The organism is Enterococcus sp. DIV1314a, from assembly GCF_051713805.1.
Classification (GTDB): Bacteria; Bacillota; Bacilli; order Lactobacillales; family Enterococcaceae; genus Enterococcus_I; species Enterococcus_I aquimarinus.
The window spans coordinates 556,352-574,174 of sequence record NZ_JBIOQP010000001.1; the positions used below are offsets into that span (position 1 = coordinate 556,352).

At 35.5% G+C, this 17,823-nt stretch carries 17 protein-coding genes and 1 pseudogene; 2 read left to right on the top strand and 16 right to left on the bottom strand.

The window, feature by feature from the left end; genetic code table 11:
* Nucleotides 1-29 precede the first annotated feature (29 nt).
* The 14 genes from IGI68_RS02635 to heR all read right to left on the bottom strand — a co-directional run bounded on the left by IGI68_RS02635 (nucleotide 30) and on the right by heR (nucleotide 15,193).
* Nucleotides 30-368, bottom strand: a complete 339-nt coding sequence (locus IGI68_RS02635) for a hypothetical protein (protein WP_438730240.1) — start codon at nucleotides 366-368, stop codon at nucleotides 30-32.
* The gene (locus IGI68_RS02640) at nucleotides 362-628 is read right to left on the bottom strand and encodes a response regulator (RefSeq protein ID WP_438730243.1); all 267 of its coding nucleotides are present in this window, start codon (nucleotides 626-628) and stop codon (nucleotides 362-364) included. Before IGI68_RS02640 ends, IGI68_RS02635 begins: the two co-directional genes overlap by 7 nt.
* Nucleotides 629-820: 192 nt before the next feature.
* On the bottom strand, nucleotides 821-1,312 hold the full coding sequence (locus IGI68_RS02645; RefSeq protein ID WP_438730246.1) for a cupin domain-containing protein: 492 nt from the start codon (nucleotides 1,310-1,312) through the stop codon (nucleotides 821-823).
* 45 nt (nucleotides 1,313-1,357) lie between these two features.
* Nucleotides 1,358-2,470 carry a YcjF family protein gene (locus tag IGI68_RS02650; RefSeq protein WP_438730249.1) on the bottom strand — a complete coding sequence of 371 codons (1,113 nt, stop codon included), beginning with the start codon at nucleotides 2,468-2,470 and terminating at the stop codon, nucleotides 1,358-1,360.
* A 266-nt stretch (nucleotides 2,471-2,736) separates the two neighbouring features.
* Complete coding sequence (locus tag IGI68_RS02655; RefSeq protein ID WP_071874339.1) at nucleotides 2,737-4,263, bottom strand: flavocytochrome c; 1,527 nt, start codon at nucleotides 4,261-4,263, stop codon at nucleotides 2,737-2,739.
* A 177-nt stretch (nucleotides 4,264-4,440) separates the two neighbouring features.
* Nucleotides 4,441-5,400, bottom strand: coding sequence for a beta-glucanase (gene bglS / locus IGI68_RS02660; protein WP_438730253.1), 960 nt, complete (start codon nucleotides 5,398-5,400; stop codon nucleotides 4,441-4,443).
* Between the two features lie 235 nt (nucleotides 5,401-5,635).
* Nucleotides 5,636-7,789, bottom strand: coding sequence for a glycoside hydrolase family 3 N-terminal domain-containing protein (locus IGI68_RS02665; protein WP_438730256.1), 2,154 nt, complete (start codon nucleotides 7,787-7,789; stop codon nucleotides 5,636-5,638).
* A 31-nt stretch (nucleotides 7,790-7,820) separates the two neighbouring features.
* Entirely contained in the window at nucleotides 7,821-8,408 is a 588-nt protein-coding gene (locus IGI68_RS02670) for a hypothetical protein (protein WP_438730259.1), read from the bottom strand.
* 45 nt (nucleotides 8,409-8,453) lie between these two features.
* A complete protein-coding gene (locus IGI68_RS02675; RefSeq protein WP_438730262.1) occupies nucleotides 8,454-10,112 on the bottom strand; it encodes an ABC transporter in 1,659 nt (552 codons plus the stop codon).
* A 78-nt stretch (nucleotides 10,113-10,190) separates the two neighbouring features.
* On the bottom strand, nucleotides 10,191-11,069 hold the full coding sequence (locus IGI68_RS02680) for a carbohydrate ABC transporter permease (RefSeq protein ID WP_273231400.1): 879 nt from the start codon (nucleotides 11,067-11,069) through the stop codon (nucleotides 10,191-10,193).
* A 20-nt stretch (nucleotides 11,070-11,089) separates the two neighbouring features.
* A complete protein-coding gene (locus IGI68_RS02685; RefSeq protein ID WP_438730266.1) occupies nucleotides 11,090-12,016 on the bottom strand; it encodes an ABC transporter permease in 927 nt (308 codons plus the stop codon).
* A complete protein-coding gene (locus IGI68_RS02690; RefSeq protein WP_438730269.1) occupies nucleotides 12,017-12,967 on the bottom strand; it encodes an ROK family protein in 951 nt (316 codons plus the stop codon).
* A gap of 15 nt (nucleotides 12,968-12,982) precedes the next feature.
* Entirely contained in the window at nucleotides 12,983-13,993 is a 1,011-nt protein-coding gene (locus IGI68_RS02695; RefSeq protein ID WP_071874331.1) for a LacI family DNA-binding transcriptional regulator, read from the bottom strand.
* Between the two features lie 408 nt (nucleotides 13,994-14,401).
* Entirely contained in the window at nucleotides 14,402-15,193 is a 792-nt protein-coding gene (heR, locus tag IGI68_RS02700; RefSeq protein ID WP_438730274.1) for a heliorhodopsin HeR, read from the bottom strand.
* Nucleotides 15,194-15,480: 287 nt separating this feature from the next.
* On the opposite strand from heR, the gene gloA reads away from it, so the two are divergent.
* A complete protein-coding gene (gene gloA / locus IGI68_RS02705; RefSeq protein ID WP_071874329.1) occupies nucleotides 15,481-15,861 on the top strand; it encodes a lactoylglutathione lyase in 381 nt (126 codons plus the stop codon).
* Between the two features lie 88 nt (nucleotides 15,862-15,949).
* Here the strand turns inward: gloA and IGI68_RS02710 are convergent, their stop codons facing one another.
* Together IGI68_RS02710 and rlmH are read right to left on the bottom strand one after the other, a co-directional pair.
* The gene (locus IGI68_RS02710) at nucleotides 15,950-16,705 is read right to left on the bottom strand and encodes a MerR family transcriptional regulator (RefSeq protein ID WP_273229640.1); all 756 of its coding nucleotides are present in this window, start codon (nucleotides 16,703-16,705) and stop codon (nucleotides 15,950-15,952) included.
* Between the two features lie 145 nt (nucleotides 16,706-16,850).
* Nucleotides 16,851-17,255, bottom strand: a pseudogene (gene rlmH / locus IGI68_RS02715) (23S rRNA (pseudouridine(1915)-N(3))-methyltransferase RlmH); the annotation flags it as partial.
* Nucleotides 17,256-17,362: 107 nt separating this feature from the next.
* Here rlmH and IGI68_RS02720 point away from each other — a divergent pair.
* Nucleotides 17,363-17,821 carry a potassium transporter TrkG gene (locus IGI68_RS02720; RefSeq protein WP_273229644.1) on the top strand — a complete coding sequence of 153 codons (459 nt, stop codon included), beginning with the start codon at nucleotides 17,363-17,365 and terminating at the stop codon, nucleotides 17,819-17,821.
* The last annotated feature ends 2 nt before the right edge of the window (nucleotides 17,822-17,823 follow it).

The window sequence follows — 17,823 nt, forward strand, 5'->3', positions numbered from 1 at the left end:
ATTCGCACACTCCATAAATGACTACGTAATTATTTCTTGTAACGCGCCGCAAGATATTGCTCGGTAAATTCCGAAATACGTGTATGGATTTCGACATCTTTTGCTAAACAAAAATACCGACTACCGATTGTTTCAACTGATCGATACGACCTTTCATTTTTGGGAATCATCTCTGTTGTGACGGCTGCACCATGAAGCACATATTGAAGCCCTGTAGATTCTTGTGTTTCAAGATAGGTGGCAAATTGCTTTCGTTGTTTGACAATTTTAACGTTATTCAACACGAGATAAAGATACATCAGTAATAGAAAGAGAAACACAAGGCACACAAGGATTGTCACTATTTGGATTGCACTCATCATTACCATAGGCTTTCAAGCATCCTTTTTGGTTGAGCTGAAAACAACTTAAGTTTAAAGGGTTTTACTAAATAATAGTCGACCTCTTTTTCATAGGCATTAATCATCGCACTTTTAGCATTTCGATTCGTCATCATATAAATGACAAATTTCTTGTCATTTGGCATTGATCGTAACGAAGCTAAAATATCGAGGCCCGTTTTACGCGGTAAGACATCATTCATAATGACAATATGATTATGCGGAGACTGATAAAAATCGGAACTCAAAAAATCTTGGCTATCCACAAATGTTCGAATTTCTTTATCTTTATCTAATGAAGATAAAGAAATTACTCCTTTTCGTTCTTAAAATTAAAAGAGATTTTTAAACATAAAAGGCTAACATAAAGGAACGTCCTGCACCTCGTATTTAGCCTTCATTTGTACTATTTTCAGTAAAAAAGGGTTCTTAAAAGCTCCTTAAAAATCCAATGAATCAAAAGCGAGTTGCTCAATGATATCCCCATGTTCGGGATAGTCTGCTAATAACTCTGATTTCGTAAATAATTTGAAATCATCAAAGGTAAAACCAGGAGAGACCATGCAACTCACAAGGGCATATTGATCTCCTTCATTGACCGATGAACCAAATATAGATCCTTTTGGCACCACGTATTGTAACACGTCTCCTTGCTCGATATCCAAGCCAACAGAAGTCGTTTTGTAAGAACCATCGGGCAATAATTCATGCACCTTTAAGGACGATCCGTAATGAAAATACCAGACTTCATCCGCTGTTAATTGGTGAAAATGCGAAGGACTTTCTTCCGTTAATAAAAAATAGATATTCGTATAAACCGGTCGATTCTTTTCTTCAAACCAATCCTTTGAATCGGGTAACTCTTTATAATAACCGCCTTCCGGGTGTGGTAATAGTCCTAATTGATCAATCCAATACTGTTTGTCTAACATGCTTTATAGACTCCTTACTTTGCTTTTTTATCGTTTCTATAAGGCTTAATGTTTCAAGCCTTTGAATTTTTTAAGATAATTCGAAAAAATATCGGTAAACATTGTTTCTAACTGGTCGGCTGGAAGTTCAGATAAATCAATTTTTCCAGAAATCGTTAATTCCATTAGCTGAATATACGATTGTCCTAAAGCCGTCGTAATCAAGGAGGCCACTCCTCCAGAAATCATCCCTCCGACAAGCGTTCCGACTCCCGGCATCATTTTAAATAAACTACTCACAGCCGTTTTTCCACCGGTGGTCGCTGCTAAAATCCCAATGATACTTGCAAAAACAGTTTCTAAGCGATTTTTCTTAATATCAATCCCATAGATTGTCGTAATTTTGGCTAACATCGCCATTTGGGTCGCGATAATCAACGGAGCATCGGCAACGGGTATCGGAATAAACCCTTCACCAAAAGAAGTAGCGACGCTTGCTTTTACGACTAAATTTGACTTTTTTCTCTTTAAGGCCAACGATCCTTTTTGCGCATTCACAAAGGAATTTTGGATGGAAGCAGGCAGCAATTCGCACGTCTCTTCTACGAGTTCTTTAATACCAAAAGACGGTACAAATTCACTGTCTTTTGCTAGCACTTGAACGACCGAATGAATCTTTGGTTTTAATGCTCGAATCGTTGCTTCTAACTGCGTTGCTGCTTCTTTTGAGAAGACTTTCGTTAAGACTAAAATCACTGGAATCCCCAGCGCCGCAATATCATTAATAAAGTTTTCTTCAATATCTTCAAATCGATCACTTGGCGCCGAAACACAATACCACATACAATGAATATCATCATCCGGAACAGCATTTTTCCGTTTTTCTTTCGCTAATTTTTTAATTTCTTTAATTGTTCGTTTTTGAACTTTCTTGTCTAACTCAAACCCAACGGTATCATAAATTTTAATTGGAATACCTGGTTTTTCAATCAACTGGATCTCTTTTGTCACAGGACGGCCCATCCCTGTTTGAGCTAAATCTGCTCGAAAGGCTGCATTAATTAATGTCGATTTCCCGACACCGCTTTTTCCTGCAATCAAAATATTGACATGTTGCAACTTATTTTCTTCATTTTTCACTTGCTTCATCGCTTGATTTATTAAGTCATTGTAATCCATCGTTTGCTCCTGCCTTTCTTTCGTACTCGCAACTCTAAATTCAGCGGGACTCTTTCTTCTATTGTACCTTAACTCGCCGCCATTTTTCACTTTTTATCGTTTAAAAATGAAAGAAAACGTGCGAAAATCCTTTGAAATCACAAAAAAAATAGAACCATCATCGATCAAAATGACGGTTCTAGTTCTTTATGTATGGAGCTTTATCTTCACTCTCATCAGCACGTCTGTGATTCCTCATGACGAGTTTTGTTGTAGCCTAAAGTCAATTAGTTATTCGCGTATTTCGCAGCTTGTACACCTGCTTGGCGACCAAAGACCATAATATCAGCCACAGCGTTTCCGCCGATACGGTTTTGACCATGAATTCCACCGGTTACTTCACCTGCAGCATACAATCCAGGGATAACACTACCGTCTTCTTTTAAGACTTGCGTATCAACATTAATTTGTACGCCACCCATTGTGTGGTGGATTCCAGGTGCAATTTTAATCGCATAAAACGGACCTGTTGTCAAATCGTAGTCCATCGCTGTTTCTCTACCGAACTCTGGATCTTTTTGTTCTTTAACGTTGTTGTTCCAAGTATCCAAGGTTGCTTTTAAGGTTGCAGGATCGATGTCAATTTGTTGTGCTAATTCTTCAATTGTATCAGCTTTAATCGTTGCACCTTCTGATTCGTAGTACTCCACTTGTTTCGCACGTTTTGCTAATTCATTGTCAAAAATTAAGTAAGCATATTGTTCTGGTAAAGCTGTTTCAGCTGCTGAAACGTTGTCGCGTGTTTCTAATTCATTCACGAAACGTTCGCCTTGTTGGTTTACTAAAATCGCACCTTCTCCACGAACGGTTTCACTGATTAACATGCCTGAATCTTGGACAACAGTCGGGTGTACTTGGATTTGATCCATATCCACTGTTGCACCGCCTAATTGTTCAATCATTTTGATTCCGTCACCAGTACTACTTGCAGCCGTTGTACTCACGTATCCTTTTAAATCTGGACGAAACGATTCAATCATCTCATGGTTTGAACCATAGCCACCGGTTGTAACCACAACTGCATCACTTGTAATTGTTTTTGTTTCGCCTTCAATAATGATTTCTACGCCAGATACTTTTCCATCTGTTTCATTAATTTTAGTCACTTCTGAGTTGACAAACAATGGAATCGATTGCTCCGTAATATTGCGGATTAAACCGTCTACTAAGTAAGTTCCGACAGAAGATCCATCAGCTGGACGGTGGATCCGTTTCACGCTTGCCCCACCACTATAACTAATATTGTTCAAAGTAATGCCCATTGAATCTAACCAATCAATTGCAGAAGCAGAATTATCCACTAGGTAGTGTAATAATTCTTGGTTGTTCGTGCCTTTACCACCGGTTAATGTGTCTTCAAAGAATAGCTCATTGCTATCTTCAATCCCTAATTCTTCTTGGAATTTTGTTTCTGAAGCGTTCATTCCGCCAGAAGATTTCATTGTATTTCCACCCGCTACAGGTGCTTTTTCAAAAATGACAGGATTCATTCCTGCATCTTTTGCTGAAAGTGCCGCAGCCATCCCAGCACCACCAGCTCCCACAATCACAATATCATATGTTTCTTGTAATTCTGTTGGATTGGTGTATTCATACACAGAAGCACTGCTGACTACTTCAGAACTCGCTTGCGTTTCTTTCGTCTGACTTGAACTTGATGCCTCTGACGTTGAACTTGTTTCAGCGCCGCAAGCACTTAAAATTAATGTCGATACCAAACCAAATGCTAATGTCTTCACAAAACTTTTTTTCATAATAATCCCCCTAAATATTAATCCGCTTGCTAATATACTACAAAAAAAGAGGGATATCAATAACTTTGTGATTTTTTTATCTTATTTTCATCATTTTGATTTTTTCCATTTGTTTTAAATTGAATATTATCACCGCGCAATTATCCACTTATTACACACAAATATCATAGACAGTTATCATTTTTTTCGCTTATTTAATTTAAAATAGATAGCGCTACCTATGCCTATAAACAAGCCCAATCCACCGACTATCCCCCAGTATGATTTTTCGTTTTTTTCGTGTGTTTTTTTATCATCATTACTACTCACCGGATTGTCAGTTTGTTGTGTTTCGGTTTTATCTGCTTCAGTTATTTTATATTGTGTAATCCGGAACCAATCGTACTTCGCTATTAGGGGAACATTCCCATCAAATTCATTTAACCAAGAATCAACGCCAATTCCTGGCCAGACATTCATCATAACTTTACTCGGTGTAGTGGGAATATTCTCAGTTGCTGTATGAATTTCTTTGCCATCTACAAACCATGTAATGGAATCTGGTAACCATTCAAAGGCATACGTATGGTATTCCTCTGAAGCATCGAATCCCAATTCATAAGAGTACTCATGTTCCCCCTCTCCATTAGTAAAATAATTAAATTGAACACTAGTTGTGTCTTTACCTAAAAATTCAATATCAATTTCATCCCAAGGATTATCTTCAGAAGGCCCCGTATATGTAAAAAAAGATGAAACAACGCCATCATTTTTAATAGGCTTCATACTAACTTCATATAGTCCATAATGATAGTTATCATTTGATCGATACTCTCCACCAGAATATAATGGATTAGCGTTTTCACCATCCAAATCAATTAAAAGATTCATTTTTTGGTCTTCAAAGAAAACATTATCAGCTCTCCATGTATTATTAAACATTTCGCCATTTGACCAACCATCTGCTTTATGCATTCGATCATCTTCTGCATTTAAGTCAAATTCATATATCATTGGATTTTCTTTTGTAATCATTTTATTCCCTTCTTGGATATCACTTTCTAATGTATTATTATCATCAACCGCTTTAACCTCTTGCGTAGAAAAAATAATAAACAAAAATAAACTTAATACGACTAATAAACTTTTCCTTATCATTGTGACACTCCTATTTCATTTGAATTTTTAAAAATCAATTTTCTTTATAACTAATTGATTTTTTTCACTCCTCATCTCAATTAAAAAGTCCAAACTACAAACTAATTGATGAAAAACATCTCATGTATTCCATTCTCATCACAAAATGCTCTCTATCTCTTTAATATCAACCAGAAAATGGGAAGGTTACACTAATAAAGTCATGAGATAGATTATTTCTTTCTTTATTTTCCCTTCATGCTTCATATTTAAATCCACCTATTTTTGGCGCCTGTGAACTATTTCCTACAAAAACGTCAAACCATCCGTCATCCAACACCCATTCAAGTTCCATATTATAATAGGATAAATCTTCAGGTGATATGTCAAAATAAATCGTTTTCTGTTCTCCTGGCTTCAAATATACTTTTTCAAATCCTTTTAACTCTTTAACAGGTCGAACGACTTGTCCAATAAGATCACGAATATAAAGTTGAACAACTTCAGCACCCGAAACTTCACCTGTATTTGTAACGTTTACTTTCACAGTTGCTACAATATCATCATTTCTCTCTGGAATCTCTAATTGGCTCTGTAATGAAAATTGTGTATAAGAAAGTCCATATCCGAACGGATAAAGAGGATCATTGGGGATGTCCAAATACTTCGAAATATACTTTTCATTTTGACGTTCTGGTATTAGAGGATTACCTGTATTCATATGATTATAAGTAATGGGGATTTGGCCGGTTGAATAGGGGAAAGTCATAGGTAATTTTCCTGAAGGATTTTTATGGCCAGTTAATATATTGGTTATGGCATGTCCAGCTTGAGTTCCTAAAAACCAAGCCTCAATCATACCTTTTGAATATTTTTCAACTTTTCTTAAATCGAGGGGACGTCCGTTAAACAAAACGGTGACTATTTGATTATTCTCTTTTTCTATTGTTTGAAGTAACTCAATCTGACTCCTATGAAGCTCAATCGACCCTTTACTAGCAGCTTCTCCACTTTCTTCTGAACTTTCGCCGAGCGCTAAAATAACTACCTCATTATTTTTTGCCGCTTGCACTGCTTGTTTTTTTTCTTCCTCACTTATATGATTTACTGAAGATATTGGAATTACTTCGATTTGTTCATATTCTTTTGACAGTCCTGTTGCTAAACTTACCGCTTGCAATGGATCGCCATAACCTGACCAAGCACCTAAAACATCTTGAGTGACAGCCTTAGGTCCAATCAAAGCAATTTTTTTTGATTTTGTAACGGGTAAAATATTGTCCGTATTTTTTAGTAATACAATTGATTCTTCACTGATTTCTAATGCTCTCTTTTGAATTTCTTTACCCATTATGAACTCATCATTTATCTCTAATGCACCACGATACGGATCTAAGAATAATCCTAAATCTTTCTTTAAGGATAAAACCCTTAATACAGCTGAATCTAGCAGTTCCATTGAAACGTTCCCTGAGGATATTTCTGACTCTAGATAATCATAATAACTATTTGTCATCATATCGATATCACATCCAGCTTTAAGTGCCATGCTACTAGCTTGCGCTTTATTTTCTGCTACACCATGCGTTACCAGCTGTGCAATGGCTCCCCAGTCCGCGATGACTGTTCCTTCAAATTCAAGTTGTTTTCGCAATAATTTTTTTAAGACATATTCGTTTCCTGTAGATGGGATCCCTTTAATTGGATTAAAAGAGGTCATGACCATTTTGACGTCTTGATCTATTGCTGCTTTAAATGATGGTAAGTAGTGTTGATACAATTCTAAATCGTCAATCGATACATGATTATATTCGCGTCCAGCTTCTACAGCCCCATATCCCACAAAATGTTTTACACATGCGGCGATACGTTGGAAATTTTCAGAGAGCTCACCTTTTTCTCCTTGATATCCTCTAACAAAGGCTTTTGAGAATTCAGAATTCAAATAACTATCCTCGCCTGTTCCTTCCATTACACGTCCCCATCTTGGATCACGCATCATATCAACCATGGGGGAAAAGGTTAAATGAACCCCTGATATTTGACATTCTTTAGCAGATAATTCTGCCATTTCTTCCGCTACTTGGCGATTCCAAGAAGATGCTAGAGCCAGTGGAATCGGGAAAATTGTATGAATACCATGAATGACATCTGCCATAAAAATCAAAGGAATTCCTAATCTATTTTTTTCCAAATATGCTTTTTGAATACTGATTATTTCTTCCCTATCATAAGAACCTAAAACGGAACCTACTTCATAAATATCCTCACCTTCAATTTCATAATCGCCCATTAAGCCTGTAATAATTCCTGTTCCATCGACTTCGCTAAAAAATGATGGGGTTACTTGAACGAGTTGTCCAATTTTTTCCTTGATTGTCATTTTATTTAGAAGTTCTTGAATATCCATTGATAACTCTCCTAACCAAATTCGTGATTACTTATAACACAATTGCTTCTTGAATTTTATTTATACTAGAGGAAAATATTCTTTGTACAACATAAAAAATCGCCCCTAAACCAAAAAATAAAACACTATTGTTAAAAAACATTTCGCTAACATATAGAACAATGCCCGTTGCAGATAACATAATAAATAATTTCGGGAAGCTTATTATTGTAAGAAAAAAAGAATTTCTAAATATAAAAAAATAATTTTTCTCTTTTGTCTGATTTTGAAAAAAATAAATTCCTAAATTATACATGACTAAAAAACTAGAAGAAATAATTATTAACAAACTAGCTAATAATGTTCTATTTTGAAGCCCTGTAATTAATGAAATAATGGTAAAGAAAGTAAATACATTAAATAACCCTAAAGGAATAGTCGTCAATAGACTCTTTTTAACGTGAGTTAGGTATTTCCTTACAACAGATACATCATTTCCGCTCAATGTATACAAAAGAGCGGAAATGGATGCTGGAATCGTAATGATTAATAAACTTGTAAGCAAAAATAGTAAATTAGCTAATACTACTTTGTAAATAATAATGGTTGCACGATAAAATTTACTTTCAATTCCAAACAAAACATCCACTCCCTCACTTAATTTTTGTCATTGTATTTTATTACGTTATTTCAATCTCTCAATATTTTGTTCTATTTTCTCATTACGATATTTCACAATTTCTTCCCATCCATTATCATTTCTTCCTTGTAAGAATTCATCCCAAATTGCTTTTCCTTCTTCCTCAGACTTCGCTTGAATTACATTCACCATTGCTTGAACACGTTCCGTATTAACTTTTGTTAAGTTACGAGCTAAACTACCAGTTTTAGGATCGATATCTTCTAATTCAAATCGTGGTGCTAATTTATCAGCAGCCCAATCAACCATTTGTCTAATCGACATTGCTGGTTTTTGACCCATTTCAATTGCAAAGTTGTCATTTGCGACTTGCCAGTATGATCCTAGACCGACTTCTTTGTCAAATGTTGCAATATCTGTATTTCTAAGTTCTTCCGTTTCGTCAGTAAGTACAGCTAAACCATCTTCTAAATTATACGTTTCACCCTCGATACCAAAGGCGCTAACCATTGTTCCATACTCACTCGTTAAATAGGTGATTAGCTCCATCGCTTTTTGCGGTTCCTTTGTACTGGTTGTAATAAAGGTTTGGGTCCATCCCCCAATATTACCGCCAGAGAACGTAGGATCTTCTCCTTTAGAATTCTTAGGTCCGTCAACGGCGATATACATTTCTTTCCCATCATTACGAGTATTGTTTTCAGACATTACTTCGTTAATCCCTTTTGTATTAGAGTGTAAATATGCAAAATATTTCCCTTGAGCTAATTTTTCTTTCATAATATTATCATTATCGGAAAATTGGTCATTACTAATCAGCTCATCATTGTAAGCTTTACGGAATACTTCTAACCAAGCAATATAATCAGGATTACTATCGCGATCATTTGCTTTGTCATCGACCATCAAAGGAATATTCAAGAAATCTTGTAATACCCAACTAAGTGCTCCATCCGCTCCGTTAGCAATATCTAGTGCAGTTAAACCAAACGGAACTAAATCTGATCCATCATCTACTTTTGGTTGAACTTCTTTCGCTTTCTTCAATGCATTAATAAATCCTTCTGGCGTCGACATATCAGGTGATCCAATTGCTTCGTAAATATCTTTTCTTACAATAAATACTTGATCCCCTTGTACACCACCTGTTTCATAATCAGCTGTGGTAGTTGAAAAGCTTGGATAGCCATAGACATTCCCATCTTCTAATGTATACCATTTTAACGTTTCAGGCTTTGCAGCATGTTCTAAAAAATATGGATCGTATTTTTCTGCTAGTAAATTCAAAGGTAACGTGAATTTGGCAGCTTCTTCTGCTGCAGAAAGATTGCGATCAAAAGTCATTAAATCAGGTAAATCTTCTCCTGCTAACATCGTATTCATCTTTTCGTCATTTCCGTTAACGAATTCAACGTCAATATTCATATCTTCTTTGATTTTACGTGAAACAACATCTAATCCCCAATCAGAACGAGCATACCAATCAAAATTGACATACCATTTCAATTTCGCGGGAGTATCTGTGTCTGATTGCCAACTCGGCACATCGGGATCTGGTGTAAAACGGGGCTCTGGTGTACTTGCCATTGCTTTTTCTCCCTTAGAAACATCATTCCCGCCCGAACTACTACCACCGTTTCCACAAGCTGCTAATAGTGTAGCGCTTAACAGTACTGTCAAACCTACAAAATATTTTTTCTTCATCATTTTCTCTCCTTAAATTATATATTTAGAAGCTTAAACGCTTCTTAAAACTTAATTTTAGTAATCCATTCTTCTAACTTATTCTTTGATTGATCCTAAAGTCATTCCTTGAATAAAGTATTTTTGAAGGAAAGGATAGATAACAATAACAGGAACCGTGGTACAGACCATTGTAGCTAACTGTAATGATTGAGATGTCGTTTGCCGAACAACTCGTGCTCCTGTTGCAACTCCTGCTGATAAATTTTCAGAAACGATACGGTACAATAACATTTGTAACGGATAAAGATTTCTATTTTCAATAAAAATGTTAGCTGTCATATAGTCATTCCATTGATATACCCCATGAAATAGTGCAATCGTTGCTAATACTGGAAGTGATAGCGGTAACACAATTTTGATAAATATAGTAAAAGGATTCGCTCCGTCCATCATTGCTGATTCTTCTAGTGAATAAGGAATGCTTCTAAAGAAATTCATTAGAATGATCATATCGTAGAATGAAAATGCAACGGGTATAATGTATACCCAGAAATTATTAATTAATCCTAGATTTTTAAATAATAAGAAAGTCGGAATCAATCCTCCTGAGACAAACATTGCTAAAATGCCTGTTCTTATATAAAAATCTCTAAACACTAAATCTTTACGAGAAATACCATACGCCACACAAGCCGTAAACGCAGTATGTACGAAGACACCGATAACTGTTTTTAATACTGAAATAACAAATGCTTTATAAATAGACTTGTCTTCAAAAACGGTTAGATAACTCTCTATAGAAAATTTTCGTGGCCAAAAATAAATACCTCCTCGAATCGCATCTTTCGCGTCATTAAATGAGAGAGCCAAAATATTCCATAAAGGTAAGGCAATAATCGCGATAAAGAATATCATGAAAATGACATTGAACAGATTAAACAATTGCTCATCTTTTGAAAAGTTTTTACTTAACATCAATATTTTCTCCTTTCATACTAGAATACTGACTGATCTGATATTCTCTTTGTAATTGTATGACTACCAACAACTAAAATTAGTGAAACAACTGAAACGAGTAGACCGACTGCGGTTGCATAAGAAAAATCGCCTTGCTGGATACCCATTTTAAAGACATAGGAGTTTAAAACCTCACTAGTTTGATAGTTCACTGGATTTTGTAATACTAAGGTTTGATCCAAATTAGAGCCTAGAAGACCACCTACGGATAGAACGAGTGTTAAAGCAATAATATGTCTAATCGAAGGAATCGTAATTTTAATAATTTGTTGAAATTTAGTTGCACCATCCATTCTAGCGGCTTCATATAATGCTGGGTTTATTCCTGTTAATGCTGCAATATATAATATGGTATTCCAACCAATTTCTTTCCAGATATCAGAAATCACAGCAATTGCCCAATATTTATTGGGATCTGTTAGAAAGCGAATTGGTTTATCTATCATTCCCATTGAACTTAATATATTATTAACTAAGCCTACATCAGACAACCAACTGATAAACATCCCACCTAAAATTACCCAAGAGAGAAAGTGAGGCAAGTATGAAATTGTTTGTACTAGTTTTTTTAATCTCACATTAACAATTTCATGAATCATGACTGCTAAAATAATTGCACCTGGAAACCCAAATAATAGTTTAAAAAAACTAATAACGAGCGTATTTCTCATTACCATCCAGAAAACATCATCGGTCAAAAATTCTTGAAAATATTGGAATCCGACCCACGGAGATCCGAATATACCATCAAAAACTGAGAAATCTTTGAAAGCAATAATAATTCCATACATGGGAATATAATTGAACAGTATCATAAATAATACCCCTGGAATTACCATCATTTGATAGAACCTTTGTTGATAGAATTTCTTCCAAATCGCCTGATCACGGAATTTTTTTAACATTTATTTACTCATCTCCTTGTTTAACTGTTCTTGCGCTATTTTCACTTGATATACCGCCCCTAATATTCCTGCATCATTTTTTAATTTAGTAGCCACTACGGAGGGGAGTCCTTTTCCAATCAAAAAACTCATACTTTGATGCTTTTTTTCTAACATAATTAGTCTTTTTTGAATTCGTTTAATAAAAATTTCATTCGAACTAATCGCACCACCAATTAAAATGATTTCGGGATCAAAGCAACCAATTAAATTCAGTATGCCAACTGCTAAATCATCTAGAAATTGATCAACCACTTCTATCGCTAATTGCTCTCCGTCTTCTTCCTTTTGAAAAATCTCACGTGCATCCGTTACCTCTTTTTCTTTTCGTTTTCTCGCCTGTATATTGTACTGATTAATCAATCCGCAGACTATTGCAGCTCTTTGAGTGATTGATTTTGTTTCGATATCCGTAATATCCTTGATACCATCAATAATCATCCAACCGAATTCGCCAGCCATACCGTTATGACCACGATATACTTGGTCATTAATCACGATTCCACCACCAACACCAGTACCTAAAATGACACATACGTAATTACGTTTATCACTTGCATTTCCTAACCATTTTTCTGCAATCGCTACTGCATTCGCATCATTTTCTATTTTCGTAAAAATACCTGTTCTCTCTTCTATTTCTTGTTTTAAGTTGAGACCAAAAAAGGATTGAATAGCTCCTGCCGTCAGTAAAAATCCATTTTCTTTTACGATTCCTGGCATGCTAATTCCTATACCTTTTATCCCTCCACTTGAACCGCTTACATATTCATCAACTATTATCGTTAAGTTCTGTAATAGTTCTTCTTTCTCAAAACCTGTTGCTATTGCTCCTTTATGGATAATATTTCCGTTTGAATCTACTAAACCATACTTAATACTCGTACCGCCCACATCTATCCCAACATACATGCCCTTTTTCACTCCCTACTGGCTATATTCTTTTGTTGTATCTCTGATAATAAGTGTCCCTTTTACCTCAATAACGCGACCTTCTGTTTTTCTTTCCATCATCTCTAGAAGATGCGTAATTGCTTTCTTGCCTTGTTCTTTTGTCGAATTTCTTATTGTTGTCAATCCTGGTTTGAAGTATTTTAAAACCTCTGCATCATCAAAACCCATAATACTAAAATCTTCTGGCACGGAATAATTATTTTCAGACATCGCTTTGATGAATCCCACTGCACTCAAATCATTTGCCGCTAAAAAGGCTGACGGAAAAATTGTTGTAGGATTTTGGATGTATTTTAAAGTATTATGATAGGCATCTATTTCAACAAAATTTCCTTGAATTGTATTTTCTTCGTTATAAGTGATGCCTGATTTTGATAAAGCTGCTTTGAATCCTTGGAATCGTTGATCATTGTCATAAATATCATCAACTCCATTAATATAACCGATATTTTTATGACCTAAATTCAGTAAATAATTACCGGCTAGATATCCTTTGTCAAAAGAATCAAATACGACACTTCCAACTCGTTTATCTGCTACAATTCTATTGATAAACACTGTTGATACACCATTCGAATTAATCGTTTCAATATCTTTTTGATCAAGTACATTTTCTACGACAATTGCCCCGTCGACAAAATTTCCCAGGATACTATTCATAATTACTGCTCTCTCATCCGAAACAATTACGTTTAGATTATAACCATGTTGCTTTGATTCATAAGCGATTTCATCAATAAGAGAGTTAAAATATGGACCACTAATTCTATTTGTATAAACGCCAATCATTTTAGTTTTCCCTGACTTCAGTTGTTTACCCATTAAATTCGGCACATAATTCATTTTTCTCGCAATATTTTCAATCGCTTCTCGTGTTTCATCGGTTACACCCTCTACTCTATTCAACGCTTTTGATACTGTTGAAATTGACACCCCCGCTTCTTTTGCAACGTCTTTAATCGTTACACGGTTCTTTTTTTCCATTATCTATCACTCCATACCTCGTATTAGGAAAACGTTTTTCTTACTGATATTTTGAATTATAGCATTCTTATTTTTTATATACAACTATTATTTCAAAAAATGAAAGCGCATAAACGTTATATTTAAAAGAATATATCTAAAAAAGCTTATACCTCTAGTCATACATCTAATTTTAACTCTTCATATTTTTTATATTTTCCAAGCAATAATAAAAACGTTTTTTATAAGGAGTTGAAATCTTATTGTTTTTGCAAACTACTTTTCTTATTTATTTTATTCGACTATCATTTGTAATTTACCTTTGCTGTTGCAAAAAAAAAAATGTTGAAAGAAAATCCCAAATGAGATTCTCAATCAACACTATCTAATCTTATAAAGAAATACGTCTGTCATACTCTCGCTTTTTCCCTAAGGTTGCATCGCTCCAAAAAGCACCAGCCATGCTAAGATGGATTTTGCAACGAGACTTAACACAATATAAATTCTTTCGCCGTAAATATAGTTCTCCCATTTCCCAACTTTTTTATACTGCAAAATCATATTTACTGGAAACGTGTTGAAAGCAACGAAATAGGTTCCCACAATCGCCCACACAAACCATGGGACTTGATCAAAATTACCGTTACCAAACATGTAGAGTAAGATGGCGATCCAAGGAGCAATCCCTGCGATTGAACCCCAGATAAATGGTCCCCAGATGATATCATTTTTGCTTTTTCCTGAATTCATTTGTTCCATCACTAAGCCGAATAGATTCATCGTCGCATTGACAATAAAAATTAAGACGAGTGAGGCGATATCGTAAATCCCAAACAAAGTGGAGATTAACACAATCATAATCGAAGAACTAATCGCATATTCGAACCAACGAAACTGATTAATTCCTTTTGCCAAATCGGCGTTGTATTTCTCATTGGTTTTTTTAGGAATCGAAATCAGTGCATGAGCGGCCGCAGAAATGAATAAAAAAGATGCGACTAAAATTCCAAAAGGTAAATCAAATAACACTTTTGACTCTAATTCTAGTGAACTTGTTGCTGGATTGAAGGCTAAATAATTTTGCGTGATCTGAGGTGAAAATTCACCTATTTTTTGAATAACAGTCGTCGCTAAGAAAAGCATCGCGATTCCTTGTAGTAAATGCAGACCACCCATGATCAAATTGAACCTTCTTAACTTTGAATACGTGATTTCTTTCATGACATCCCACTCCTTTTCGTTTTAACGAAACGCGCATACGAGTATTGATTCTACACTGTTTCTTTATATTCTTATTATACGCTATTTCTTCATTTTTCCATAAGAAAGCGCATTCTTTTTATGCATAAATCTTTACCAGATGACTATTGTACGATTGCTTCAAATCAAGTGCTGTCTTTCTTACACCTCTTGAAAAAAACAGAGGCAATTAACTCTGAAGCGAAAAAACTGCGTATGCAAGGAATTCATGCTAGAATAAAGGTAATAAATGTTTGGAGGATGATTGAATGAACCAAGAACTTGTTGAAATTTGTCTGCGTGTTAGAGATATTGACGCTACTTTAGATTTTTATACGAATCTATTCAATTTTGAAGTGGCGAGCCGTCGAGAATTTCCTGAAAAGAAATTTGATTTAATTTATCTAAATTCTCCTGGATCTTCTGTCCAAATTGAACTCACTTATAACTATGATGCCGAGCCTTATAACGTCGGAAATGGCTTCAGTCATTTAGGTGTAACGGTTAGTGACTTAGAGCAAATGCACGAAGTTTGTCAAGCGTCTGCTTACGAAACTGGTGAACTAAAAGGACTTTCTGGTGGCACCCCAACTTATTTCTTTGTGACCGACCCAGATGGTTATCGCATTGAAGTGAAACGAGCAAAATAACAATTGTAACTGTCAGTCTATTGGTGATTCTCAATAGACTGACAGTTTTTTTATTCCGTATAATCACAAGCCATTAATTGGAAAGAACTCAAGCGTAGTGTTGAATAATCGCCGTCAATGTACGTGCCGCATCTTTGCCGGCTCGATTGTTATAATAATCAGAAAAGCGTTCATCCGAAAGATAACATTCCGCTAAAGAAAGATGATATTCTTTATTATAAAAAGGCGCCACCAGTTTTAACCATTGTTTGTGTTTTTCAAAGACATCCTGAGCCTCCTTAGATGAATAATCGTGTGATTGCGAAAGAATTTCCAATAAGGAAAAGAGCTCTTGTTCGATTTTAGTGATGTTGTCGACCTCTTCTGCTGTTAAATGATGCCACTTCTGATAGGAGGCGTCGATTTCCTCCTCAGAATATTTCGTTCTTAGTTCTTCTCCGTATAACGTTTCATTTTTTTCTAACAACTCCTTTTTAAAGCCTTCAAATTTTTCTTGATCTGTCATAACCAGTTCTCCTTTCATTGATAACAGTGTTTTTTCAACAGTGGTAATGAGCGTCTCAATTTGCTGCCGTTGTGCGACAAGTTGTTGATGATGCGACACTAATGCTTCTTCAAAGTCAAAGTTCGGATTCGTTACAATGGCTTTAATCTCTTTTAACGGTAAATGCAACGAACGATAAAATAAAATATTTTGGAGTATAGTCAATTCCGTTTGTCCATATATACGATGACCTGATGAACGAATGGCTCTAGGCTTTAATAACCCAATCTCATCATAGTATCGCAAGGTCCGACTGCTGACGTTCGCCATTTTTGCAACTTGCTGGATAGTATATTCCATTTGTCATCCTCCTCATATGCTTACTATATAGGCTGACGTTGCGTCAATGTCAACTCTTTTTTCGAAAAAAAATGGATAAGCCTTGTTCGACTTATCCACGGTTTTCTGATGTAAGGATTGTTTTTCGTTATTGGAAATGGTTTGGCTGATGGGGAAAGGTCAGCTTCCCAAATGATATTTCTTCGTTCGCTCGTTGAAGTACAGCCTTGCTTAATCCGAGTGAACCACCGATAATAAAGATGATATCACTTTTACCTGTGATGCCAAGTTGTTCGATTTTTTTGGAAAAATCAACGGAATCGTATTGTTTCCCATTAATGGCTAAGGCAAATACGTAACTTGGGTCAGTTACTTTTGCAAGAATACGTTCGCCTTCTTTATCCTTGACCATTTCCATTTCTTTTTCGCTTAAGTTTTCAGGTGCTTTTTCATCGTTTACTTCAATGATTTGTAGTTTGCAATAGCTGCCCAGACGTTTTGTGTATTCAGCAATACCTTGCTTTAAATACTTTTCCTTTAATTTTCCAACTGTTATAATCTTTATATTCATATCGTTGCCCCTTTTTTATTTTCATTATCATCGTATTGAAAATAAAGTAGGAGTGCAATCTATTTCTATGTGTGTTCAAGTTTTATTACGAAAAAAGGTGGGATTTTGTGCGCAATTGGTTCTTGCATTGGACCATTTCTCAGAAAATTGTGGCGAGTTTTATCCTGTTAATTGTTACTGGCTCTGTTCTTTTATGGCTTCCGATTAGCCAGGCTTTTGGTTCTCAAGCTACTTACTTTGATCATTTCTTCCACTCTGCTTCGCTTGTGACCGTAACTGGATTGGTAGATACACCAATTGCTCAAACCTACTCTTTTTTCGGACAGATTATTTGTTTGATTTTAATGGAGATTGGCGGATTAGGTGTAATGACGATTGTTGCGAGTGTCGTAACTGCTTTTGGCAAAAGAATGAGCTTAAGTGAACGTCTAGCTGTGCAAGAAGAACTAAACCGTGAGGATACGACTGACTTTCGTTCTTTTTTAAGCACGATTTTTCGGTATGTATTCGTGATTGAAGGAATCGGATTTTTGTCCTTTCTTTTCATTTTCCAAAAACAGGCGTAAAA